Origin of the sequence: Streptomyces sp. Y2F8-2, from assembly GCF_014905555.1 — a bacterium.
GTDB lineage: Bacteria > Actinomycetota > Actinomycetes > Streptomycetales > Streptomycetaceae > Streptomyces > Streptomyces cynarae.
This window is the reverse complement of the sequence record NZ_BNGS01000001.1, coordinates 81,865-104,913: the sequence shown is the minus strand read 5'-3', so window position 1 is coordinate 104,913 and position 23,049 is coordinate 81,865. Positions and strand designations below refer to the sequence as shown.

26 protein-coding genes are annotated in these 23,049 nt (G+C 72.7%); 18 read left to right on the top strand and 8 right to left on the bottom strand.

Going from position 1 to position 23,049, the window contains the following annotated elements; genetic code table 11:
• Window positions 1–2: 2 nt before the first annotated feature.
• From SY2F82_RS00505 to SY2F82_RS00475, 7 genes are all read left to right on the top strand, one after another.
• Window positions 3–167 (top strand): hypothetical protein, encoded by a 165-nt coding sequence (locus tag SY2F82_RS00505; RefSeq protein WP_200416903.1) that lies wholly within the window; start codon window positions 3–5, stop codon window positions 165–167.
• Complete coding sequence (gene hisH, locus SY2F82_RS00500) at window positions 164–835, top strand: imidazole glycerol phosphate synthase subunit HisH (RefSeq protein WP_200416902.1); 672 nt, start codon at window positions 164–166, stop codon at window positions 833–835. Before SY2F82_RS00505 ends, hisH begins: the two co-directional genes overlap by 4 nt.
• Before the next feature lie 4 nt (window positions 836–839).
• Window positions 840–1,565, top strand: coding sequence for a bifunctional 1-(5-phosphoribosyl)-5-((5-phosphoribosylamino)methylideneamino)imidazole-4-carboxamide isomerase/phosphoribosylanthranilate isomerase PriA (priA, locus tag SY2F82_RS00495; RefSeq protein ID WP_200416901.1), 726 nt, complete (start codon window positions 840–842; stop codon window positions 1,563–1,565).
• Window positions 1,562–1,954 carry a RidA family protein gene (locus tag SY2F82_RS00490; protein ID WP_200416900.1) on the top strand — a complete coding sequence of 131 codons (393 nt, stop codon included), beginning with the start codon at window positions 1,562–1,564 and terminating at the stop codon, window positions 1,952–1,954. Before priA ends, SY2F82_RS00490 begins: the two co-directional genes overlap by 4 nt.
• A gap of 25 nt (window positions 1,955–1,979) precedes the next feature.
• Window positions 1,980–2,750, top strand: coding sequence for an imidazole glycerol phosphate synthase subunit HisF (gene hisF, locus SY2F82_RS00485; protein WP_200416899.1), 771 nt, complete (start codon window positions 1,980–1,982; stop codon window positions 2,748–2,750).
• 122 nt (window positions 2,751–2,872) lie between these two features.
• Window positions 2,873–3,460, top strand: coding sequence for a transcriptional regulator (locus SY2F82_RS00480; RefSeq protein ID WP_200416898.1), 588 nt, complete (start codon window positions 2,873–2,875; stop codon window positions 3,458–3,460).
• A gap of 16 nt (window positions 3,461–3,476) precedes the next feature.
• Window positions 3,477–4,730, top strand: coding sequence for an MFS transporter (locus tag SY2F82_RS00475; protein ID WP_374707107.1), 1,254 nt, complete (start codon window positions 3,477–3,479; stop codon window positions 4,728–4,730).
• A gap of 9 nt (window positions 4,731–4,739) precedes the next feature.
• Here the strand turns inward: SY2F82_RS00475 and SY2F82_RS00470 are convergent, their stop codons facing one another.
• Entirely contained in the window at window positions 4,740–5,375 is a 636-nt protein-coding gene (locus SY2F82_RS00470) for a TIGR03085 family metal-binding protein (RefSeq protein WP_200416897.1), read from the bottom strand.
• Window positions 5,376–5,457: 82 nt separating this feature from the next.
• On the opposite strand from SY2F82_RS00470, the gene hisI reads away from it, so the two are divergent.
• Window positions 5,458–5,859, top strand: coding sequence for a phosphoribosyl-AMP cyclohydrolase (gene hisI, locus SY2F82_RS00465; protein ID WP_200416896.1), 402 nt, complete (start codon window positions 5,458–5,460; stop codon window positions 5,857–5,859).
• 11 nt (window positions 5,860–5,870) lie between these two features.
• Window positions 5,871–7,379, top strand: coding sequence for an anthranilate synthase component I (locus SY2F82_RS00460; RefSeq protein ID WP_200416895.1), 1,509 nt, complete (start codon window positions 5,871–5,873; stop codon window positions 7,377–7,379).
• A gap of 3 nt (window positions 7,380–7,382) precedes the next feature.
• On the opposite strand, the gene SY2F82_RS00455 is transcribed toward SY2F82_RS00460, so the two are convergent.
• Window positions 7,383–8,600 (bottom strand): S53 family peptidase, encoded by a 1,218-nt coding sequence (locus SY2F82_RS00455; RefSeq protein ID WP_200416894.1) that lies wholly within the window; start codon window positions 8,598–8,600, stop codon window positions 7,383–7,385.
• Window positions 8,601–8,859: 259 nt separating this feature from the next.
• On the opposite strand from SY2F82_RS00455, the gene SY2F82_RS00450 reads away from it, so the two are divergent.
• The 9 genes from SY2F82_RS00450 (at window position 8,860) to lgt (ending at window position 15,803) form a co-directional block, all read left to right on the top strand.
• Window positions 8,860–9,498, top strand: coding sequence for a TIGR02234 family membrane protein (locus SY2F82_RS00450; RefSeq protein ID WP_200416893.1), 639 nt, complete (start codon window positions 8,860–8,862; stop codon window positions 9,496–9,498).
• A 139-nt stretch (window positions 9,499–9,637) separates the two neighbouring features.
• Window positions 9,638–9,877 (top strand): HGxxPAAW family protein, encoded by a 240-nt coding sequence (locus SY2F82_RS00445; RefSeq protein ID WP_200416892.1) that lies wholly within the window; start codon window positions 9,638–9,640, stop codon window positions 9,875–9,877.
• Window positions 9,878–9,972: 95 nt separating this feature from the next.
• The gene (locus SY2F82_RS00440) at window positions 9,973–10,431 is read left to right on the top strand and encodes a DUF2752 domain-containing protein (RefSeq protein WP_200416891.1); all 459 of its coding nucleotides are present in this window, start codon (window positions 9,973–9,975) and stop codon (window positions 10,429–10,431) included.
• 177 nt (window positions 10,432–10,608) lie between these two features.
• Window positions 10,609–11,418: an indole-3-glycerol phosphate synthase TrpC gene (gene trpC / locus SY2F82_RS00435; protein ID WP_200416890.1), complete on the top strand. Its 810-nt coding sequence runs from the start codon at window positions 10,609–10,611 to the stop codon at window positions 11,416–11,418.
• A 22-nt stretch (window positions 11,419–11,440) separates the two neighbouring features.
• Window positions 11,441–11,689, top strand: coding sequence for a tryptophan biosynthesis modulator TrpM (gene trpM, locus SY2F82_RS00430; protein WP_200416889.1), 249 nt, complete (start codon window positions 11,441–11,443; stop codon window positions 11,687–11,689).
• A 53-nt stretch (window positions 11,690–11,742) separates the two neighbouring features.
• Window positions 11,743–13,029 carry a tryptophan synthase subunit beta gene (gene trpB, locus SY2F82_RS00425; protein WP_200416888.1) on the top strand — a complete coding sequence of 429 codons (1,287 nt, stop codon included), beginning with the start codon at window positions 11,743–11,745 and terminating at the stop codon, window positions 13,027–13,029.
• Window positions 13,026–13,841 (top strand): tryptophan synthase subunit alpha, encoded by an 816-nt coding sequence (trpA, locus tag SY2F82_RS00420; RefSeq protein ID WP_200416887.1) that lies wholly within the window; start codon window positions 13,026–13,028, stop codon window positions 13,839–13,841. The genes trpB and trpA overlap by 4 nt, the downstream gene beginning before the upstream one ends.
• An 85-nt stretch (window positions 13,842–13,926) precedes the next feature.
• A complete protein-coding gene (locus SY2F82_RS00415) occupies window positions 13,927–14,703 on the top strand; it encodes a thioredoxin domain-containing protein (RefSeq protein ID WP_200416886.1) in 777 nt (258 codons plus the stop codon).
• A 116-nt stretch (window positions 14,704–14,819) separates the two neighbouring features.
• A complete protein-coding gene (lgt, locus tag SY2F82_RS00410; RefSeq protein WP_200416885.1) occupies window positions 14,820–15,803 on the top strand; it encodes a prolipoprotein diacylglyceryl transferase in 984 nt (327 codons plus the stop codon).
• Between the two features lie 66 nt (window positions 15,804–15,869).
• Here lgt and SY2F82_RS00405 read toward each other — a convergent pair whose 3' ends face one another.
• Genes SY2F82_RS00405 through SY2F82_RS00380 form a run of 6 tightly spaced genes read right to left on the bottom strand, consistent with a single transcriptional unit; the run spans window position 15,870 to window position 22,924 of the window.
• On the bottom strand, window positions 15,870–16,697 hold the full coding sequence (locus tag SY2F82_RS00405; RefSeq protein WP_200416884.1) for a CoA ester lyase: 828 nt from the start codon (window positions 16,695–16,697) through the stop codon (window positions 15,870–15,872).
• Window positions 16,694–17,884 carry a CaiB/BaiF CoA-transferase family protein gene (locus SY2F82_RS00400; RefSeq protein WP_200416883.1) on the bottom strand — a complete coding sequence of 397 codons (1,191 nt, stop codon included), beginning with the start codon at window positions 17,882–17,884 and terminating at the stop codon, window positions 16,694–16,696. The genes SY2F82_RS00405 and SY2F82_RS00400 overlap by 4 nt, the downstream gene beginning before the upstream one ends.
• Window positions 17,881–19,332, bottom strand: a complete 1,452-nt coding sequence (locus SY2F82_RS00395) for an ADP-ribosylglycohydrolase family protein (RefSeq protein WP_200416882.1) — start codon at window positions 19,330–19,332, stop codon at window positions 17,881–17,883. The genes SY2F82_RS00400 and SY2F82_RS00395 overlap by 4 nt, the downstream gene beginning before the upstream one ends.
• Before the next feature lies 1 nt (window position 19,333).
• Entirely contained in the window at window positions 19,334–20,488 is a 1,155-nt protein-coding gene (locus SY2F82_RS00390; protein ID WP_200416881.1) for an ADP-ribosylglycohydrolase family protein, read from the bottom strand.
• Window positions 20,489–20,495: 7 nt separating this feature from the next.
• Window positions 20,496–21,617: an ADP-ribosylglycohydrolase family protein gene (locus SY2F82_RS00385; protein WP_200416880.1), complete on the bottom strand. Its 1,122-nt coding sequence runs from the start codon at window positions 21,615–21,617 to the stop codon at window positions 20,496–20,498.
• Window positions 21,614–22,924 carry an ADP-ribosylglycohydrolase family protein gene (locus SY2F82_RS00380; RefSeq protein ID WP_236041019.1) on the bottom strand — a complete coding sequence of 437 codons (1,311 nt, stop codon included), beginning with the start codon at window positions 22,922–22,924 and terminating at the stop codon, window positions 21,614–21,616. The genes SY2F82_RS00385 and SY2F82_RS00380 overlap by 4 nt, the downstream gene beginning before the upstream one ends.
• Window positions 22,925–23,049: the final 125 nt, after the last annotated feature.

Genomic DNA, 23,049 nt, shown 5'->3' with positions numbered 1-23,049 from the left:
CCATGAACGGCACCTCGACCGTACTGATCGTCGTCGGCCTGTTCCTCGTCGGCGGGATCATCTCCTTCGTCAAGCAGAAGATGCCCACGAGCCTGATCGTGCTGCTCTCGATCGGCGCGGCGCTGTGTCTCGTCGCGGGCGTCATGCGTCTGGAGGTGTGGAATTGAGCACCCCGAGCACTCCCCGAAAGACGTCGAAGACCTCCAAGAAGGTCGTCGTCTTCGACTACGGCTTCGGCAACGTCCGCTCCGCCGAGCGCGCCCTTGCGCGCGCGGGCGCCGACGTGGAGATCACCCGCGACTTCGACCGCGCCATGAACGCCGACGGCCTGCTGGTGCCGGGCGTCGGCGCCTTCGCCGCCTGCATGCAGGGGCTGAAGGAGGCGCGCGGCGACTGGATCATCGACCGCCGGCTGGCCGGAGGGCGCCCCGTGATGGGCATCTGCGTCGGCATGCAGATCCTGTTCGGCCTCGGCATCGAGCACGGCGTCGAGACCGAGGGCCTCGCCGAGTGGCCCGGCCGGGTCGAGCAGCTCCAGGCGGACGTCGTGCCCCACATGGGCTGGAACACGGTCGAGGCACCGGCCGACTCCGAGCTGTTCGCCGGGCTGGACGCGGACGCGCGCTACTACTTCGTGCACTCCTACGCCGTCCACGACTGGCAGCTCGAGACGCACAACCCGGCGATGAGCGCCCCCAAGGTGACCTGGTCGACGCACGGCAAGCCGTTCGTGGCGGCCGTGGAGAACGGCTCCCTGTGGGCCACGCAGTTCCACCCCGAGAAGTCCGGCGACGCCGGCGCGCAGCTGCTCACCAACTGGATCGGAACCCTGTAGAGACATGGCCAAGCTCGAACTCCTCCCCGCCGTCGACGTCCGCGACGGCCAGGCGGTCCGCCTCGTGCACGGCGAGTCCGGCACGGAGACCTCCTACGGCTCCCCGCTGGAGGCCGCCCTCGCCTGGCAGCGGGCGGGCGCCGAGTGGCTGCACCTGGTCGACCTGGACGCCGCGTTCGGCACCGGGGACAACCGCGCGCTGATCGCCGAGGTGACCAAGGCGATGGACATCAAGGTGGAGCTGTCCGGAGGCATCCGCGACGACGACACCCTGGCCGCCGCCCTGGCCACCGGCTGCACGCGCGTCAACCTCGGCACGGCCGCCCTGGAGACCCCCGAGTGGGTCGCCAGGGTCATCGCCGAGCACGGCGACAAGATCGCGGTGGGCCTGGACGTCCGCGGCACCACGCTGCGCGGCCGCGGCTGGACCCGTGACGGCGGCGACCTCTACGAGACGCTGGAGCGCCTCAACAAGGAGGGCTGCGCGCGGTACGTCGTCACCGACATCGCCAAGGACGGCACGCTGCAGGGCCCGAACCTCCAGCTGCTGCGCGACGTCTGCGCGGCGACGGACCGCCCGGTGGTCGCCTCCGGCGGCGTGTCGTCGCTGGACGACCTGCGGGCGATCGCCGGCCTGGTCCCTGCGGGGGTTGAGGGGGCGATCGTCGGGAAGGCCCTGTACGCGAAGGCGTTCACCCTGGAAGAGGCCTTGGAGGCTGTGTCGTCATGACGTCGGAAGCCGTACGGCGCGTGCAGAGCGGAAGTCCCTGGGAAGAGTCCTTCGGTTTCTCGCGCGCCGTCGCGGCGGGCGACCGCGTCCTGGTGGGCGGCACGACGTCCTTCAAGGGCAGCGTGCTCTACGGGGAGGGCGACCCGTACGAGCAGGCGAAGGTGGCCTTCACCAGCGCGCTGGAGGCGATCGCCGAGTTCGGTCTCGGCCCGGAGTCGGTCGTCCGGACCCGGATGTTCCTGACGCATCAGCGGGACGTCGACGAGGTGGCCCGCGCCCACAAGGAGCTGTTCGACTCGGTGCGCCCGGTGGCGACCCTGCTGGTGGTGGAGGGTTTCGTCGACCCGCGCATCCTGGTGGAAGTGGAACTGGAAGCCTTCAGAGGCTAGAAGCAGCAAGAGGAGCCGTGGATTCATGACCCTGGCGGTCCGAGTCATCCCCTGCCTGGACGTGGACAACGGCCGGGTCGTCAAGGGAGTCAACTTCCAGAACCTGCGCGACGCGGGCGACCCCGTCGAGATGGCGAAGGTGTACGACGCCGAGGGCGCCGACGAGCTGACGTTCCTGGACATCACCGCCTCCTCGGGCAACCGGGAGACGACGTACGACGTGGTGCGCCGCACCGCCGAGCAGGTGTTCATCCCGCTGACCGTCGGCGGCGGGGTGCGGACGGCCGAGGACGTGGACAAGCTGCTGCGGGCGGGCGCCGACAAGGTGGGCGTCAACACGGCCGCCATCGCCCGTCCGGACCTGATCCGGGAGATCGCTGAGCGCTTCGGCCGCCAGGTTCTGGTGCTCTCGGTGGACGCGCGCCGCACGCCTTCGCGCGATGGCTCGTCCGGCTCCTTCGAGGTGACGACCCACGGCGGCCGCCGCGGCACCGGCATCGACGCGATCGAGTGGGCGCACCGGGCGGCGGAGCTGGGCGCGGGCGAGATCCTGCTGAACTCGATGGACGCGGACGGCACGAAGGACGGTTACGACCTGGAGATGATCGCGGCCGTCCGCAAGCACGTCACGGTCCCGGTCATCGCCTCCGGCGGCGCGGGCGCACTGACCCACTTCCCCCCGGCCGTCGCGGCGGGCGCGGACGCGGTCCTGGCGGCGTCGGTGTTCCACTTCGGGGACCTGCGGATCGGAGAGGTGAAGCAGACGCTGCGGGAGGCGGGCCACCCCGTGAGGTGACGCCGCGCTGAGTTTGGGCCCCGGTCACCGTGGGGTGGCCGGGGCTTTTTCACGGGGAGATGCGAAAGGGAAGTTGCGCAATATCTATTGCGCAATATTTCTCTCGTATCTACCGTGGCGGCATGGCAAGCAGGGAGGACCGCCGGATCAACGACATGGGCACGCTGAAGGCACTCGCGCATCCCTTGCGGATGAAGCTCTTCCGGGCGCTGTACCTCGAGCGGGTGGCCACCGCCTCACGGCTCGCGGAACTGGTCGACGAGGCCGTGTCGCTGGTCAGCTACCACCTGCGCAAGCTCGCCGAACACGGGCTGATCGAAGAGGCCGAGCCGCAGAGCGAGGACGGACGCGAACGCTGGTGGCAGCCCGCGTCGGACGGCATCAGCATCCATGAGGAGGACTTCAGGGATGCTCCGGAGAAGGTGGCCGCGCACACCGCGGCCTCCCGGCTCTTCCACGAGCAGCGCAGCGAGCTCTACCTCCGCCACCTCGACGAACGACCCCACTGGGGCTCCGAGTGGAACGGCGCCGCCATCGACTCCGAGTACCTGCCGCGCATGACGGCCGCCGAACTGGCCGATCTCTCCCGCGAGCTGGACGCCCTGATCAGGAAGCACAACGAGCAGGCGCGCGCCCGCGCGGCCGCCGGTGAGACCGAAGGGCGTGAGAACGTCGCGCTCCACGTGTACGGATTCCCCTACCGTCCCTGAAAGAGGCCACACTGCCTTGAGCACCGTGCCCGCGACCTCCGCCGGGCTGCTCGCCGCCGAGCGACCTGCCCACCGCGATGGCAACGTCCTGCGCTGGCTCGCCGCCTACACCGCGTCGATGATGGGCGACAACGTCTACTACATCGCCCTCTCCTGGGCGGCGGTCCGGGCGGGGTCGCCCGCGCAGGCGGGCGCCGTGATGGCGGTCAGCGCCCTGCCGCGGGCGTTACTGATGCTGGGCGGGGGAGTGGTCGTCGACCGGCTCGGGCCCCGGAAGGTCGTGATCGGCAGCGACGCCGTGCGCTGCGCGGCCGTGCTGGCGGTGGCGGCCCTGCTGTTCGTCACCAGCGGCCTGTGGCCGCTGGCCCTGCTGGCGCTGGTCTTCGGCACGGTCGACGCGGTGTTCGTACCCGCCGTCGGAGCCCTGCCGGCCCGGATCACGGCCAAGGGACAGCTTGCCCGCGTCCAGGGCCTGCGGGGCCTGGCGTACCGGTTCGCGAGCGTGGCCGGCGCGCCGCTGGGCGGACTCGGGGTGGCGTGCGGCGGTGCGGCGGCCGCCTTCGGGCTCGCCGGGCTGCTGATCGCCGTGTCGGTACCGCTGCTGGTCTCCGTGCGCATGCGAGAACTGCCCCCGGACGACAACCCGGGCGCCCGGGACACCACCGCCTGGCGCGACCTGGTGGCGGGCCTGCGCTACATCCGCCGGCATCGCATCCTCGCCCCGCTGGTGCTGGCCATCGCCCTCGGCGACCTCGGGTTCGTCGGACCGCTCAACGTGGGCCTGACCCTGCTGGCCGACGAGCGTGGCTGGGGGGCCTCCGGGATGGGCTGGGTGCTGGCCGGCTTCGGGACCGGGGCGGCGGCTGTCTCGCTGCTGCTGGCCGTGCGCGGAACGGTGTCTCACGCGGGGCATGTGGCCTCGTACGCGATCCTCGCGGGCTCCGTGGCGATCGGCGCCCTCGCCTGCGTGCCGGCTGCCGCGGCGGCTGCGGGGGTGGCCCTGCTCATCGGCCTCCTCGCCGGACTCAGCGGCGCGATGTGCGGCGCCCTGCTGCAGACCCAGGCCGCGCCCGCCTACCTGGGCCGTGTCACCGCCGTCTCCAGCCTGGTCAGCCTGGGTCTCGCCCCGCTCAGCATGCCGCTGACCGCCGCCGCCATCGGCGCCTGGGGCACCGGCCCGGTGTTCGTCGTCAGCGCGGCGGTCTGCGGGCTGGCCGGGGTCGTCCTCCTGGGCGCCCGCGACCTGCGCCGGGCCGAACTTCCCCGCTGAGCCGCCCGCTCAGATCCCCAGCTGCTTCGTCTCCCGCACCTGAGTGATCGCCTCCTTCTCGCCGTCCAGCTCCACGTCCGCCACCCGCTGCCGACCCAGCGCGAACATCAGCAGTTCCGAGGGCTCGCCGGTGACCGTCACCACCGGGGTGCCCCGGTGGGCGACCGCCGTCTGGCCGTTCGGGCGGCGCAGGACCAGGCCCGTCGGGGCGCCGCGACCGGTCAGGCGGGCCGTGCGCTCCAGGCGGGACCACAGGGCGTCCTGGAAGACCGGGTCCAGCTCCCGCGGCGTCCAGTCGGGCTGCGCCCGGCGCACGTCCTCCGTGTGGACGTAGAACTCGACCGTGTTGGCCGCCTCGTCGATCTGCTTCAGGGAGAAGGGCGAGAAGCGCGGCGGGCCGGTACGGACCAGCTGGATCAGCTCCTCGTACGGCTTCGCGGTGTACTCCTCCATCACCTTCTCCAGGCGCGGCGCGAGCTGCTTGATCAGCGTGCCCCCGGCGGCGTCCGGACGGCGTTCGCGCACCACGACGTGCGCGGCGAGGTCACGGGTCTTCCAGCCCTCGCACAGCGTGGGCGCGTCGGGGCCCGTGGCCTCCAACAGGTCCGCGAGGAGGAGTCGTTCACGCTTGGCATGGGTCGACATGCAGTCAGCGTACGACCGGGGGACCGGTCCGCGCAGCGGACGGTGACCGGGCATGTCGGTGCGGCGCGGCACAATGGTCCGCATGACCAGCACGCCTTCGCCCAGCAGGCCCAGCGGCCTGGACCCCGAGATCGCCGCGCGCCTCAAGCGCAGCGCCGACGGGCTGCTCCCCGCCATCGCCCAGCAGTACGACACCGGTGAGGTGCTGATGCTGGGCTGGATGGACGACGAGGCACTGCACCGCACCCTCACGACCGGCCGCTGCACCTACTGGTCGCGCAGCCGTCAGGAGTACTGGGTCAAGGGCGACACCTCGGGCCATGTGCAGCACGTGAAGTCGGTCGCGCTCGACTGCGACGCCGACACCGTGCTGGTCAAGGTCGACCAGGTGGGCGCCGCCTGCCACACCGGCGACCGCACCTGCTTCGACGCCGACGTGCTGCTCAAGGACGCCGCCTCCTCCCCGGCGTCCGCGGATCAGTAAGGTCGGCCGCCATGGACCTCGAGACGTTCCGCAAGCTGGCCACCGACCGCCGCGTCATCCCGGTCACGCGCAAGCTCCTCGCCGACGGCGACACCCCGGTCGGGCTCTACCGCAAACTCGCGGCGGAGCGCCCCGGAACCTTCCTGCTGGAGTCCGCGGAGAACGGCCGGTCCTGGTCGCGCTACTCCTTCGTCGGCGTCCGCTCGGCCGGCACCCTGACCGAGCGCGACGGCCGGGCCCACTGGCTCGGCACCCCGCCCGTCGGCGTCCCCACGGACGGCGACCCGCTGGCCGCCCTGCGGGCCACCATCGAGGCCCTGCACACGCCCCGCGACCTCGCCCACGACCTGGGCCTGCCGCCCTTCACCGGCGGCATGGTCGGCTACCTGGGCTACGACATCGTGCGCCGCCTGGAGAAGATCGGCCCAGGCGAGCGCGACGACCTGAAGCTGCCCGAGCTGACCATGCTCCTGACCAGCGACCTGGCGGTCATGGACCACTGGGAGGGCTCGGTCCTGCTGATCGCCAACGCGATCAACCACAACGACCTCGACACGGGCGTCGACGAGGCCTACGCGGACGCGGTGGCCCGCCTCGACGCCATGGAGGCCGACCTGTCCCGCGCGGTCGCCCAGCCCCCGGCCGTCCTGCCGCCCTCCGAACTGCCGGAGTACACCGCCCGGTGGGGCGGCGAGGACTTCCGGGACGCGGTCGAGGACATCAAGGAGCGCATCCGCGCGGGCGAGGCCTTCCAGGTCGTCCCCTCGCAGCGCTTCGAGACGCCGTGCACCGCGAGCGCGCTGGACGTCTACCGGGTGCTCAGGGCCACCAACCCCTCGCCGTACATGTACCTGTTCCGGTTCCCCTGCGGCGACGGAGATGCGTTCGACGTCGTCGGGTCGTCCCCGGAGGCCCTGGTGAAGGTCGAGGACGGCCGGGCCATGGTCCACCCCATCGCCGGCACCCGGCACCGCGGCGCCACCCCGCAGGAGGACCAGGCCCTCGCCGAGGAGCTGCTCGACGACCCCAAGGAGCGCGCCGAGCACCTGATGCTCGTCGACCTGGGCCGCAACGACCTCGGCCGGGTGTGCGAACCCGGCTCGGTGGAGGTCGTCGACTTCATGTCGATCGAGCGGTACTCCCACGTGATGCACATCGTCTCGACGGTCACCGGACGGGTCGCGGCCGGGCGCACGGCCTTCGACGTGCTCACCGCCTGCTTCCCGGCGGGCACCCTCTCCGGTGCGCCGAAGCCGCGCGCGATGCAGATCATCGACGAGCTCGAGCCGTCCCGGCGCGGGCTGTACGGCGGCTGCGTCGGCTACCTCGACTTCGCGGGCGACTCCGACACCGCCATCGCCATCCGTACGGCCCTGCTGCGCGACGGCACGGCGTACGTGCAGGCCGGAGCCGGCATCGTCGCCGACTCCGACCCGGTGGCGGAGGACGACGAGTGCCGCAACAAGGCGGCCGCCGTCCTCCGCGCGGTGCACACGGCCAACAGGCTCACGTCGCCGTGACGGTCAGCCCGTGAACGCCGCCGTGCCGTTCGGGACACCGAGGCCCGAGGGCCCGTCGTACCCGGTGGTGCCGGTGCACAGGTACGAACCGGAGCAGCTGCCGTTGGAGCCGCTGGTGACGTCGTACAGCGCCGACGGGTGGGCGTAGGGGAAGGACGCCGGAGACGAGCCGGAGGACGGGGCGCCCGCCAGCGCGTACGTCGCCGCGATCAGCGGCGCCGAGGCGCTGGTGCCGCCGAAGACCATCCAGCCGGTGGCCGAGCGGTAGCTGTCGTAGACCGCGACGCCGGTGTTCGGGTCGGCGACCGCCGATACGTCGGCGACGGTGCGCTTCGCGCACCCGCCATCGCTCTGCCAGGCCGGCTTGGCGTCATACGCCGAGCAGCCGGAGCCCGCCCCGCTCCACACCGTGTCGGTCCAGCCGCGCGCATTGGACGCGGTGCTCAGCGACGTACCGCCCACCGCCGTCACGTACTTGGAGGCGGCCGGGTACTCGACGCCGTAGCCGTTGTCACCGGAGGAGACCGTGATGGCGACGCCAGGGTGGTTGAAGTACGAGGAGTCGTACGTCGCGTCGCTGGAGGACTCGCTGCCGCCGTAGCTGTTGCTGACGAACTTCGCGCCCAGCCTCACCGCGGTGTTCACGGCCGTGCCGAGGTTCGTCATGCTCGCCGAGCTCGCCTCCACCAGGAGGATCTTGCAGTTGGGACAGGCCGCGCTGACCATGTCGAGGTCGAGGGAGATCTCCTCGGCCCAGCCGGAGTCGCCGCGCGGATAACTCGTGCCGCCGTTCTGGTCGACCTTCTTGAAGCAGCCGTTCGCCGTGGTGCAGGCGGACAGGCCGTACTGGGAGCGGTAGACGGCGAGATCGGCCTCCGCGTTCGGGTCGTCGTACGCGTCGACGATCGCCACCGTCTGGCCCGAACCGCCGGTCGACGAGGGCAGTTTGTAGGCCGCCTGCAGCGAGGCGGGGCCGTAGCCGGCGGGGGTGGCCGCGGCCGTCAGGTCGCTCTCCGCGTGTGCGGACCTGGGGGTGCCCGCGGTGACCTTGAGAGCGTTGCAGGCCATGACGTTCTTCTGCGTCGGGGCCGCGCACGAGTGCGCGACGGTGACGCCGTGCGCCGTGGATGTGGTGGACGCGGCCTGGCCGACGGGAGCGGCCAGGGCGAGGGCGGCGGTGGCCAGTGTGGCCACGGCACCGGCGGAAACGGTTCTGCGCAACGTACGTCCTCCATGAGTGGGTGAACCGGAGAGACATGTGGGGGGTGCGCCGTACAGCCGTCGGCGTGGGTGTGCGCGACGACCGCGCAGAACCTATGAATGTCCTGCGCACGACAACAAGAAGAACGTTGAAGCTGTGACTTCTTTTTGCCTTCGACGGGGAGCGCATGGCCTGACGCTGGGATGCCCATGGGGAAACGGTGGTGCGGTCATGGGTTGACGGACCCCGGATGACGGTTCTGCCGGGGTTCAGGCGATAGTGGAGTACGTGACTGCCGTACCTCACCCCCGTTCCGAGGCCGCCGCACCCCTCCGGCCCGCCCGGCGCAGCCTCGCCGTCGCCCTGCTGTGCGGGGCGGCCGGCGCTGCCGTGGCGCTGCTCTCCACCCGGCAGAGCTGGTCGGCGGGGACCGTGGCGGTGGCCGGCGGCGACTACTCGCTGACCGCCAAGGGCAGCGACGTCACGGGCGTCCCCGCGGCCCTCGCCATAGTGGGCCTCGCCGCACTCGTCGCCGTCTTCGCCGTCCGCAGCACCGGGCGCCTCCTCGTCTCCCTGCTGCTCGCACTCTCCGGCGCCGGCACCATCGCCGCCGCGCTGCTGGGCGCCTCCGACAACTCCGCGCTCGACGAGAAGGCGGCACAGGCGGCCGGTGACACCTCCGCGACCGCGACCGCGCTCACGCACTCCGCGTGGCCGTACGTCGCGGCCGCCGGCGGCGCGCTGCTCCTCCTCGCCGGGCTGCTCGCCCTGCGCTACGGCCGGCTGTGGCCCGCGATGTCCGGCCGCTACGAGCGCGACGGCACCCCCCGTCCGCGCCGGACGAAGCCCGTCGACCCCGACCGTCCCGAGGACCTGTGGAAGGCCCTCGACCGGGGCGAGGACCCCACCGGCGCCTGAGCCGAAGGGGTGCCCCGGAGGCGCTCCGAGCCCCGAATCGGACAGTGAGACCCCGCGCTCACCCCATACGCACGGGTACGGGACAATGGGCGCCGAGCTTCGACTCACCCACGCACATAGAGCCAACAAGGAGCAAGTCATGGCGGGCAGCAGCCACGGTCACACCCCGGCCGCCTGGACCGGTGTCATCATCGCCTTCATCGGTTTCTGCGTCTCGGGCGCCTTCACCGTGATGGCCCAGCCGGTCGGCTTCTGGGCGGGCATCGCGCTCTGCGTCCTCGGTGGCGTCGTCGGCGGCATCATGCGCCAGATGGGTCTCGGCCAGCCGAAGACGCAGGCGCACTCGGCGCACCAGCCCGCGGAGGCGACGGAGCACTGAGCCCTCCCCCGGCTCCGGACGACAGGCGGCCCCGCACGGTGCGTACGGGAGCCGCCTCTCGCGTACCCGCGCACCCGCGGCGGCGGGCGGGCAGAATGCGTGGGATGAACGCTGAATCCCCGAGCGTGACCCCGCACCACGGCGGCACCGGCGGCGCAGCCGCGCTCCGTCGCATCGCGGTGCCCGCCGGGGTGCTCGCGGCCGTCGCCGGGGCCTTCGCCTACGTCGGAGCGGTGGACCCGAACCGACCCGGCCACTACCCGGTCTGTCCGCTGCTGCGCTACACCGGCGTGTACTGCCCCGGCTGCGGCGGACTGCGCAGCGCACACGCCTTCGTCCACGGGGACGTCCTCACGGCGCTGCACGACAACGCTCTCGCCGTCACCGGCTTCCTGGTCTTCGCCGTGGTGTGGACCGTGTGGGCGGTGCTCGCGGTACGGGGACGAGCGCTGCGGATCGACCTCACGCCGGTGCAGCTGTGGAGCCTGGGCGCACTGGTACTGGTCTTCACCGTTGTCCGGAACCTGCCGTTCGGTGGCTGGCTGCACCCGTGATCAATCTGTGAATGTCCAGGTAATGGGACCGGCCGCCACCGGATGTGAGCCTTGGGCCGTGCTCCGGATACCATCGCAGTGACCATCGGTTTCGCCCGCCGAGGCGGCTCCGGTGGACCGAGGCCCGACCCCGTGGACCTCACCCCATCGTCAACCGTCAGGAAGGGGGCCGCTCGCGTGAGTGTGCTCGACGAGATCATCGACGGAGTCCGTGCCGACCTCGCGGAGCGGCAGGCACGCGTCAGCCTCGACGAGCTCAAGGAGCGCGCGGCGAAGGCTCCCGCCGCCAAGGACGGCGTCGCCGCCCTGCGCGGTGACGGGGTCAAGGTGATCTGCGAGGTCAAGCGCTCCAGCCCGTCCAAGGGTGCGCTCGCCGCGATCGCCGACCCGGCGGGGCTCGCCGCGGACTACGAGGCGGGCGGCGCGGCCGTCATCTCCGTCCTGACCGAGCAGCGCCGCTTCGGCGGCTCGCTGGCCGACCTGGAGGCCGTCCGGGCCCGGGTCGACATCCCTGTGCTGCGCAAGGACTTCATCGTCACCTCCTACCAGCTGTGGGAGGCCCGGGCGTACGGCGCCGACCTCGCGCTGCTGATCGTCGCCGCCCTCGACCAGCCGGCCCTGGAGTCGCTGATCGAACGCGCGGTCTCCATCGGGCTCACCCCGCTCGTCGAGGTGCACGACGAGGACGAGGTCGAGCGGGCGGTGGACGCCGGAGCCAAGGTCATCGGCGTCAACGCGCGCAACCTCAAGACCCTCGAGGTGGACCGCACCACGTTCGAGCGGGTCGCCCCCGAGATCCCCGGCGGGATCGTCAAGGTCGCCGAGTCCGGGGTCCGCGGACCGCACGACCTGATCGCGTACGCCAACGAGGGCGCCGACGCCGTACTCGTCGGCGAGTCCCTGGTGACCGGGCGCGACCCGAAGACGGCCGTCGCCGACCTGGTGGCCGCGGGCGCACATCCGGCACTGCGCCACGGGCGGGACTGACGTCCCTGTAGGGTGAGCGCCGATGACTGTTCCGACCATCGTGACGACCAGGGACCGGTACGCCCGCCTGGCCCGCGGCTGCCGCCCCCGCGGCTGCCGCGCGCCTGCACGCCGGGTGCACGGGCGCCGGGTGCGGTATGTCATCGGTGACGAGCCGGGGCAGGTCAACGGCATGCGATGGCAGCGCCCCGCAAGGGGCGCGGGGCAGTTCCCGACCATGAGGCCCGGCCGCGTCGGCGCGGTGAGCCACAGGTGGCCCGAGGCCGACTGATCAGCCCCGCCCCCACGGCGATTGGTATTCACAACTCACCGTGAGGTTTCCGCATGCCCAGCGAGTTCTTCATCCCCGACCCGGAAGGCCGGGTCCCCAGTGCCGAGGGCTACTTCGGCGCGTTCGGCGGCAAGTTCATCCCGGAGGCGCTCGTCGCCGCCGTGGACGAGGTGGCCGTCGAGTACGAGAAGGCCAAGGCCGACCCCGAGTTCGCCCGCGAACTCGACGACCTGCTCGTGAACTACACCGGCCGGCCCAGCGCCCTCACCGAGGTGCCGCGGTTCGCCCGGCACGCCGGCGGCGCACGGGTGTTCCTCAAGCGCGAGGACCTCAACCACACCGGCTCACACAAGATCAACAACGTCCTCGGGCAGGCCCTCCTCACCAGGAGGATGGGCAAGACGCGGGTCATCGCGGAGACCGGCGCCGGCCAGCACGGCGTCGCCACCGCCACCGCCTGCGCCCTGTTCGGGCTCGAGTGCACCATCTACATGGGCGAGATCGACACCCAGCGGCAGGCCCTCAACGTCGCCCGCATGCGCATGCTCGGCGCCGAGGTCATCGCCGTGAAGTCCGGCTCCCGCACCCTCAAGGACGCCATCAACGAGGCGTTCCGCGACTGGGTCGCCAACGTCGACCACACCCACTACCTCTTCGGCACCGTCGCGGGCCCCCACCCCTTCCCGGCCATGGTGCGCGACTTCCACCGCGTGATCGGCGTGGAGGCGCGGCGGCAGCTCCTCGAGCGCGCCGGGCGGCTGCCGGACGCCGCCATCGCCTGCGTGGGCGGCGGGTCGAACGCCATCGGCCTCTTCCACGCCTTCATCCCCGACGAGGGCGTACGCCTCATCGGCTGCGAGCCCGCCGGACACGGCGTCGAGACCGGCGAGCACGCCGCCACCCTCACCGCCGGCGAGCCCGGCATCCTGCACGGCTCCCGGTCCTACGTCCTGCAGGACGACGAAGGCCAGATCACCGAGCCCTACTCGATCTCCGCGGGCCTCGACTACCCGGGCATCGGCCCCGAGCACTCCTACCTCAAGGACAGCGGCCGCGGCGAGTACCGGGCCGTCACCGACGACGCGGCCATGCAGGCGCTGCGCCTGCTGTCCCGCACCGAGGGCATCATCCCGGCCATCGAGAGCGCCCACGCCCTCGCCGGTGCCCTGGAGGTCGGCAGGGAGCTCGGTGAGGACGGGCTGATCGTCGTCAACCTGTCGGGGCGCGGCGACAAGGACATGGACACCGCCGCCCGGTACTTCGGCCTGTACGACACCGACGCGTCCGTCGCCGCGGACGCCGACACCGACGCCGCGGAGATCGAGGGGGACGCCCAGTGAGCGGGAACATCCAACTGCTGTCCGACACCCTCGCCGCCGCGAAGGCGGAGGGCCGGTCCGCGCTCATCGCCTATCTGCCGGCCGGCTTCCCGACCGTCGACGGCGGCATCGCCGCCATCAAGGCGGTCCTCGACGGCGGCGCCGACGTCGTCGAGGTGGGCCTGCCGCACAGCGACCCCGTCCTCGACGGCCCCGTCATCCAGACCGCCGACGACATCGCGCTGCGCGGCGGCGTGAAGATCGCCGACGTGATGCGCACGGTCCGCGAGGCCTTCGAGTCCACCGGCAAGCCCATTCTCGTGATGACGTACTGGAACCCGATCGACCGCTACGGCGTCGAGCGCTTCACCGCCGAGCTGGCCGAGGCGGGCGGCGCGGGCTGCATCCTGCCCGACCTGCCCGTGCAGGAGTCGGCCCTGTGGCGGGAGCACGCTGAGAAGCACGGACTCGCCACGGTCTTCGTGGTCGCGCCCAGCAGCAAGGACGCACGGCTCGCCGAGATCACCGCGGCGGGCTCCGGCTTCGTCTACGCGGCCTCGCTCATGGGCGTCACCGGCACCCGCGAGACGGTCGGCGCGCAGGCCCAGGACCTGGTCCGGCGCACCCGCGCCACCACCGACCTGCCGGTCTGCGTCGGCCTCGGCGTCTCAGGCGCGGCCCAGGCCGCCGAGGTGGCCGGCTTCGCGGACGGCGTGATCGTCGGCTCGGCGTTCGTGAAGCGGATGCTGGACGCACCCGACGAGGCGGCGGCCCTCGAGGGGGTACGCACGCTGGCGGGCGAGCTGGCGGAAGGCGTCCGCGGCAGCGTGTGAGCTGAGAGCGGCATACCGCTCACTCGAACGAGTGGACCTGAGGCCGGGGAGGCGCGCTGCGCCTCCCCGGTTCGTTCTGCCGGATGTGAGCGAGAAGAACCGTGAAGGAAAGCGCAACGCCCGCGAGCGGCTGGCGGTCGAGCGACAGAAGCAGAGGGCCGCGGACAAGCGCCGCCGCGCGCTGATCGTGGGCGCCTCGGTCGTCTGTGTCCTGGCGCTGGCGACGGTGGTGGGCGTCCTGGCGGCGAACGCCGGCAAGAGCGGCAGGAGCGGCGCATCCGGCCCCGCCATCGCGCCCTCCGGGGCGACGGGCAAGGGTGCCCTCGCGATCCCCGTCGGCAAGGACTCCGCCAAGTCGACCCTCACGGTGTGGGAGGACTTCCGCTGCCCGGCCTGCCGGGCCTTCGAGACCGCCTACCGCCCGACGATCCACCAGCTGGTCGACGCCGGACAGCTCAGAGTCGAGTACCACCTGGTCACGCTCATCGACGGAAATCTGGGCGGCAGCGGCTCCCGCGCAGCGGCGGGCGCGGCGGCGTGCGCGCAGGACGCCGGAAAGTTCTCGAGCTACCACGACGTGCTGTACGACAACCAGCCCAAGGAGACGCAGGACACGTTCGCGGACAAGGCCAAGCTGATCGAGCTGTCCGGCAAGGTCGGCGGCCTCGACAGCCCGGCCTTCCAGAAGTGCGTCAAGGACGGCACGCACGACAGCTGGGTGGTGAAGTCGAACGCCGCGTTCCAGAGCGCCCGCTTCTCCGGCACGCCGACGGTGCTCCTCGGCGGGAAGAACCTCTTCGAGGACCGCACGATGACACCGGCCAAGCTGAAGCAGATGGTGCAGGCGGCAGGCAAGTCCTGAGGCCGTGGGCGCCCGCGATCCCCGGTGTCCGATAGGCCGGGGGAGTCGTACGTTATGGACCCGTAGCCGGGTGGGTTGCCACGCTGCGTGTCCGGCAGGGTAGCGTCGTTCCTGCCATGGAACTTGCCTACATTCCCAGCCCCTCGCGCGGAGTGCTGTACCTCGGCCCCATTCCGCTGCGCGGCTACGCGTTCTGCATCATCATCGGTGTCTTCGTAGCCGTGTGGCTCGGCAACAAACGCTGGATCGCCCGGGGCGGCCGGGCGGGCACGGTGGCCGACATCGCGGTCTGGGCCGTGCCGTTCGGCCTGGTCGGCGGGCGGCTCTACCACGTGATCACGGACTACGAGCTGTACTTCAGCGAGGGCCGTGACTGGGTGGACGCCTTCAAGGTCTGGCAGGGCGGGCTCGGCATCTGGGGCGCGATCGCGCTCGGTGCGGTCGGCGCGTGGATCGGCTGCCGTCGCCGGGGCATCACGCTTCCTTCGTACGCCGACGCCGTCGCACCCGGGATCGCCTTCGCGCAGGCGATCGGACGCTGGGGCAACTGGTTCAACCAGGAGCTGTACGGGCGGCCGACGGATCTGCCGTGGGCGCTGCACATCACCTCCTCCACGGACGGGCGGGTGCCGGGCTACTACCACCCGACGTTCCTGTACGAGTCGCTGTGGTGCATCGGGGTCGGGTTCCTGGTGATCTGGGCGGACCGCCGCTTCAAGCTGGGGCACGGCCGGGCGTTCGCGCTGTACGTGGCCGCGTACTGCGTGGGCCGCGGCTGGATCGAGTACATGCGGGTCGACGACGCGCACCACATCCTGGGCCTCAGGCTGAACGACTGGACCGCGATTCTGGTGTTCCTGCTGGCCGTGACGTACATGGTGGTGTCGTCGCGGGTCAGGCCGGGCCGGGAGGCAGAGGTCGAGCCGGGTGCTGCCGACGGCGAGGCCGAGGGGGACGCCGACTCCGGGGAGCCGGAGCAGAAGGGCGAGCCCGAGCCGGAGGACGAGAAGCCGACGGTTCCGAAGGCCGCGGAGCAGGCGGAGGCCGAGGGGACCGCGAAGACGTCGCAGGACGAGGCCGAGTCGGCCCAGAAGGGCTGAGGGACGTTCCTGCGTTGCCGGGGCGCCGTATCCAGTGGATACGGCGCCCCGGCGCGTGTGCGGTCCTCAACGCCTCCGGCGGGCCAACGACAGGGTTCTGTACGCCTCTCTCACCACCGCCGTGTCGATGAAGCGGCCGTCGGGGAGGGCCTGGGCGCCCTGGTCCAGGGCGGCGGCCTTGAGGGTTTCCTCCGCTCGCGTGATCTCCTCCGGGGTCGGTGCGTAGGCGCGTTCGATGACCGGGAGCTGACGGGGATGGATCGCCGCCCGGCCCAGGAAGCCCAGGCTGCGGCCGTGCGCGCAGGACGCCGCGAGGCCCTCCAGGTCCCGTGTGTCCGGGTAGATCGACTGGGCCGGCGGCGGCAGCGCGGCGGCCCGGGCCGCCACCACCACCCGCGCCCGCGACCAGTCGAGCCCCGCGTCCTCCCGTACGCCCAGGTCGGCCCGGAGGTCCGACTCGCCCAGCGCGATGCCCCGCACGGCCGGATGCGCCGACGCGATCGCGAACGCGCGCTCCACCCCCAGGGCCGTCTCCAGAAGGGCGTGGAGGGGGACGACCGTGCCGTCCGCCCGTACGGCACGTCGCGCGACACGGACGACGTCCGAGGGCGACGTCACCTTCGGCAGGCGTAGCCCCGTGAGACCCACGAGCGTCGTGAGCGCCGTGAGGTCCGCCTCGCCCCAGGGGCTGTCCAGCGCGTTCACCCGGACATGGACCGGCACCGGCGGGCGCTGCGCGAGACGTTCCGCCGTCGCCGCCCGCGCGTACGCCTTGCGGTCCGGGGCGACCGCGTCCTCCAGGTCGACCAGCACCACGTCCGCCCCGGAGGTGAGCGCCTTGCCCACCACCTCCGGGCGGTCCCCGGGCGCGTACAGCAGGGTGAGAGGGGTCATAGCGCACCCTCCGCCTCGAGCGCGGCGATCTCGGGAGCCGTCAGGCCCAGTTCGCTCAGGACCGCCCGCGTGTCCGCGCCGTGCGGACGGCCGGCCCAGCGGATCGCGCCGGGCGTGGCGGAGAGGCGGAACAGGACGTTCTGCATCCGTAGGCGGCCCAGCTCCGGATCGTCCGGGACCGTGGCGATCGTGCCCAGCGCGGCGTACTGCGGGTCGGTCATCACCTCGCGCACGTCCTGCACCGGCGCCACCGCGGCCTCCGCGTCCTCGAACGCCTTCAGCACCTCCGCGCGGGTGCGGCCGGCGATCCATCCGCCGACGGCCTCGTCGAGCACGTCCGCGTGCCGGGCCCGCTCCTCGCCCGTCCCGAACCACGGCTCGTCGATCAGCTCGGGGCGGCCGACCAGGCGCATCACCCGCTCGGCGACGGACGTGGCGGAGGCCGAGACGGCGACCCAGCCGCCGTCCGCGGTGCGGTAGGTGTTGCGCGGGGCGTTGTTCTGGGAGCGGTTGCCGGTGCGCCCCTGGACGTGGCCCAGCTGGTCGTACCAGATGGGCTGCGGGCCCAGGACGGTGAGGATCGGTTCGATGATCGCCATGTCCACCACCTGGCCCGTCCCGGTGCGTTCCCGGGCCGCCAGTGCGGTCATCACCGCGTACGCCGTCGCCAGGGCCGCGATCGAGTCGGCCAGCCCGAACGGCGGGAGCGTCGGCGGCCCGTCCGGCTCCCCGGTGATCGCCGCGAACCCGCTCATGGCCTCCGCGAGCGTGCCGAAGCCGGGGCGGTGCGCGTACGGGCCGAACTGGCCGAACGCGGTCACCCGGGCGAGCACGAGACGGGAGTTCGCGGCGGACAGCTCGTCCCAGCCCAGGGCCCACTTCTCCAGGGTGCCGGGGCGGAAGTTCTCGACGATCACGTCGGCGGTCTCGGCGAGCCGCAGCAGTGTCGTACGGCCACCCGGCTTGGACAGGTCGAGTGTCATCGTGCGCTTGTTGCGGCCGAGCAGTTTCCACCACAGCCCTACGCCGTGCTTCGTCGGGCCGTGGCCGCGGGAGGGGTCGGGACGGGCCGGGTGCTCGACCTTGATGACCTCGGCGCCGAAGTCACCGAGCAGAGTGGCGGCGAGCGGGCCGGCGAAGAGGGTCGCGAGGTCGAGCACGCGGAGGCCGGCGAGAGGTGCGGTCATGAGCGGTGGGCCTCCCGGTGGGTGAGGTGGGCGAGGGCATCGAAGCCGATGCCGTTGAAGTCGCCGACGGACGTGGCGAGCCGGTTCTTGAGGGGAGTGGTCCAGCGGTCGGGGAGCGCGGTGGGATGTCCGGCCAGCAGTCCGGCGATGCTGCCGGCCGTCGCGCCGTTCGAATCGGTGTCCCACCCTCCGGACACCGCACGGCAGATGGATCCGGTGAACTCGCCGTCGGCGTGGGTGAGGGCGGCGGCGATCAGGGCGGTGTTGGGGATGGCGTGGACCCAGTGGTAGCCGCGGTGGGCGGCGTGCAGTTCGTCGACCACCGCGTCGAAGTCGGGGGTGGATTCGGCCAGTCGGATCGCGTGGCGGACCGCGCGTGCGAGGCGGGAGGCGGGCGGGACGACGGTGAGGCCGGTGCGCAGGCAGTGGTGGACGTCGTGGGCGCCGGTGGCCGCCTCGGCGATGGCGGCCGCGGTGAACATCGCCGCGTAGACGCCGTTCCCGGTGTGGGTGAGGGTGGCGTCGCAGTGGGCCTGTTCGGCCGCGGCGGCCGGGTCGCCGGGGTTGGTCCAGCCGTGCACGTCGGCACGGATGAGGGCGCCGATCCATTCGCGGAAGGGGTTGCGGTGGCGGGCGGTGCGTGGGGGTTCGATGCCGGACAGGAGGTTGCGGTAGGCGACGCGTTCTGCGGTGAAGGTGCGGGCGGCGGGGAGTTCGTCGAGCCAGAGCCGGGCGACGTCGGTGGTGGTGAAGTGCTTGCCGTGGCGGCCGAGCAACAGCAGGTTCAGCAGGGGGTAGTTGAGGTCGTCGTCCTCGGGCATGCCGTCGATGTTCTCGGCGAGGGAGTTCTTTGCGGAGCGACGGTTCCACGGGTACTGCTCGGCCAGGTCTGCGGGTAGCCCGCGGGCCGTGAACCAGGTGTGCAACGGCCAGTTGCCGGTGGCTTCGGCGAGTCGGCGGATGCCGTCCAGGGGGAGCTTTTCGACCGGTTTGCCGAGGAGGCAGCCGGCGGCTCGTCCCAGCCAGGCGGCTTCGAGGTGCGCCTCGGTGGGGATTGCTCGGGGGTGGGTTTCGCCCGCCTGCGCTTGCGGGGTGCCTGCCCCAGAGGGGGTTCCCCCAGCTTCCACCGGTGCCATCCCAGCGGCACGACTGCCCGCAGTTCGAGCAGGCCAGTTCCGGCACAGCGCCCTGATCCGGGCCAGGTCCGTCGGCTCGTGTTCCGCCAAGCTGCTCGGCAGGTCGGCCAGTTCGTCCAGCAAGTCCTTTGCGAGCAGGCGCAGGTACGGGGACGCCGTAACCGGTGACGCGCCGGCGGTCAGGGGCGCAGGTGGGCCGCCCGCCGCCCTCCACCTCGCCGCGATCGCCGACGGCTCCCGTCCGTCCTGCTCCGCCTGGCGGAGTTCATGGCCGAGGAGGTCCTCGGGCTGGACCCAGGTCAGTCGGAGCACCTCAGCCTCCCAGCGCGGCGAAGGCCGCTTCGTGGGACCGGCGGCGGCGCACGTCCCGGGCGAAGATCTCCCGGGTGACCTCCGTGAGCGTCCGGGCCGGGGCGTGCAGGTCGAGGCGGCTCGCCTCCGCGACCGCCTTCGCCCAGTCGGACGGGACCTGTGAGCCCAGCGCGCCCGTGATCGCGCCCGCCATCGTGGCGATGGAGTCGCAGTCCCGGCCGTAGTTCACCGAACCGAGCACCGCGTGCCGGTAGTCGCCGCGCGCCACGACCACCATGCCGAGCGCCACCGGGAGTTCCTCGATCGCGTGCAGCCGGGACGGTCGGCGGGCGCCCAGGGACGGGGCGCGGTAGTCGGGGCCGACGGTGTCGTACGGCGCCACCGCCTCCCGCAGCGGACGGAGCGCCGACTCGAAGTCCGGGTAGCGGGAGGCGGCGTCGCAGACCGTCTCGATCGCGGCGCGCGTCCCGTCCTTCGCCAGCGACAGGCACGCCGCCACGACCGAGTCCGGTGTCGCGCCCGGTGCGCAGGCCGCCGCCACCGCCGCCGCGAGTACCCCGGCCGCCTCCCTGCCGTACGAGGACTGGTGCGCGCCCGCCAGGTCCAGGGCCTCCGCGTACGCGCCCTCGGGGTTGGCCGCGTTGACCAGGCCGACCGGCGCCGTGTACATCGCGGCACCGCAGTTGACGATGTTGCCGACGCCTGCCTCCCGCGGGTCCGCATGGGCGTAGTGAAGCCGTGTCACGAGCCACTTCTCGGCCAGGAAGACGCGGTGCAGCGGGAGTGCCTCCGCCTCCAGCTCCGGGATCCAGCGCGGGTTCGACATCAGGTCCGGGACCAGGTGCTCCGCGATCGCGTACGCGTCGAGGTGGTCGCGGACGGCCGCGTACACCCGTACCAGCGCGTGCGTCATCAACGTGTCGTCGGTGACGTGGCCGTCGCCCTTGTGGTACGGGGCGACGGGGCGGGCCGTGCGCCAGGCGTCGCCGTGCCAGGGTCCGACGATCCCGTGCACCCGGCCGCCGTGCCGTTCGACGATCTGCTCGGGGGAGTGGCCCTCGACGGGACCGCCGAGGGCGTCGCCGACGGCTGCGCCGACCAGGGCGCCGGTGATGCGTTCGTCCAGGGGGACCGACTCGTCAGGAATGGGCGTCATGCCCGAATCATTCACCGACAGTGGCCAGTTCCGTCGTCTCCAGGAGTTCGGCGAGGTGTACGAGGTCCGTGCCGGTCAGGTGGGGCAGTGCACAGCCCGCGAGGGTGCGGCAGGCGTCGCGCCAGGGGGACGGGATCGCCGCGCCGCCGCCGAGGGCTCCTGTGAGTGCGCCCGCGAGGGCCGGAGCGGAGTCGGCCACCCGCGACAGGCAGGCGGCGGCGGGCACCGCCTCCGCGATGCGCCCCTGGGCTGCCGTCGCGAGGGCGAGGGCGACCGGGACGGTCTCCGCGGCCGCGACGCCGTAGCTGTAGACGTGGTCGACGATCTGATGTTCCAGCAGGGGGACGACGCGGAAGGCGCCCTCGCCGTCGTGGGCCAGTTTCAGGGCGTGCCGGGCGTTGCGGCCGATCTCGGTGGACTCGGGGAGTTCGGCCAGCGCGGCCCTCACACAGTTGTCGAGCGCCTCCCCGGCCAGGGCGAGCGAGAGGGCCGCGGCCATGGCGCGGGCGCCGTGCACCCCGTCGCCGTCCTGGGTGTAGCGGGCGTCGAACTCGGCGAGCTCGGCGGCGACTTCGGGCTCGCCCGGGTGGGCCACGGCGAGCACGCAGGCCCGTACGCAGGCAGCGTCGTCGAAGTAGTGCGGGTTGTCGTGCCCGGTGGCGGGCGGGCGCAGCCCGGTGGCGAGGTTGCCGAGGCCCGCGCGGACGGAGATCCGGGCGCGCAACGGCATGAGGGCCGTCTCGGCCTCGGGGGTGCGGTCGGCCGCGGCGGCGACCTCGGTGGCGAGGGCGTTCCAGGTCCGGTCGAGGGCGGCTCGTAGTCCGCACTGCCGGTCGACGCCGCCGAGCGCGTCGGCATCCTTGGCGCGCAGCAGGGCCTCGGCCGTGAAGGCCGCCCACTCCGCGTCGTCCGACGGCCCGAGCCGCAACGGCTGCGGCGACTGGTTGAGGGCGATCGGCACCGGCAGGGTGGTGGTCGCGTTCTCCTCGGCGAAGGTGTCGAGTTCCCTGGTCAGCCGCCGGGTCCACTCGGGCATCCGTGCGGCCCGGTGCCGGGCGGCGGGCCACCCGGCGGCATCACCGACGGCGAGCCCGAGCAGCAGACCCTCGATCCGTCGAGGCCCGCTCACGGCTTCCCCTGCGTCCGGTCGTACGGCACCGCACCGAGTGGCGCACGTACGTCACGCCGTACGTCTTCCTCGCCGTCGCGGCGTTCGGGTCTCTGGTCGTCGAGCCGCGGGCGTTTGTGGCCGTCTTGGCGTTCGGCTCCCTGGTCGTCGAGCCGCAGGTGTTCGTGGCCGTCTTGGCGTTCGGGTCTCTGGTCGTCGAGCCGCACGGCTCCGCCGCCCCGCACGCCCGGCCCCCTCTCCGGGACCCGCGCTCCCCCGGCCCCGCGGGCCTGAGCGGCCCTCTCCCCGCGGACTCCGGCGGCCCACTGCCCCCCGTCCCCCGGCGTCAGCAGATCGGCCACGTCCAGGACGTGGTGCCCCCGCACGGACGGCAGGCAGCGGCCGCGTGCCGGGCCGATCGCCGCCGCCCACTCTCGGGGGATCGCCGCGATCCCGCGGGACGCGCCCGCCAGGGCGCCCGCGACCGCCGCCGTGGTGTCGGCGTCGCGGCCCATGTTGACCGCGGCGAGCACCGACTCCCGGAAGTCGCCGCCTGCCGCCACGTACGCGCCGAACGCCAGGGCGACCGCCTCTGGCGCGAGGTCCGTCCAGGGGTAGCCGTCGATCGCCACGGCGGAGCGGACCGCGCGGGCGCCCAGGTGGGCCACGGCGACCGCGCGGCGCAGCGAGCGGGCGGTCCACGAGTCCTCGGGGACGGCCGCGAGGGCCGAGGCCACCACGGCGCTGGTCGACGCTCCGGTCATCGCCGCCGCGACGCCGGCCGCGACCGCCCGGCCGCCGTGGATGCCCTCGCCCTCATGGCTCACCGAGCCGTCGATCGCCACCAGCCGCGCCGCCTCGGCCGGGCGGCCCGCGGCGAACACCCCGAAGGGCGCCGCACGCATGGCGAGCCCGTCGCTCCAGGCGTGCCGGTGCTGCGCGGAGAGGGGGGCGGCAAGGCCCCGGCGCAGGTTCTCCAGTGTCCCGCGCTCGCTGAAGCCCGCCCCCCGGAACGGCCCCTCGTCCCGGTCCGCGATCCACTCGTGCCAGGCCGCCTCCACATGCGCCACGGTGAGCGCCGAGCCGTGCCGGGCCAGCAGCAGCCCCGAGAAGATGGCGTACTCGGTGTCGTCCGTGCCGCACGGCTCCTCGGTGACGAACCCCGTGATGCGACCCCAGCGGGCCCGGATCTCGGACGGCTTCAGGTTCTCGGCGGGCGCCCCCAGCGCGTCCCCGACGGCGAGGCCGAGCAACGCGCCCCGCGCCCGTTCCCTGGGGCGGGCGGCGTCCTCGGGCGCCGGCACGGGGGGACTGCAGGCGACGGTCATACGGTGCCTCTCCTCTCGGGGCGCCCCCTGTGCGGATCTGTCCCCCCGAAACCGTTGCGCAGCGCATCGCGGACCTCAGCATCACCCGTCCGGCATCTGAGCGCCATCGGTCACGGATGAGCACA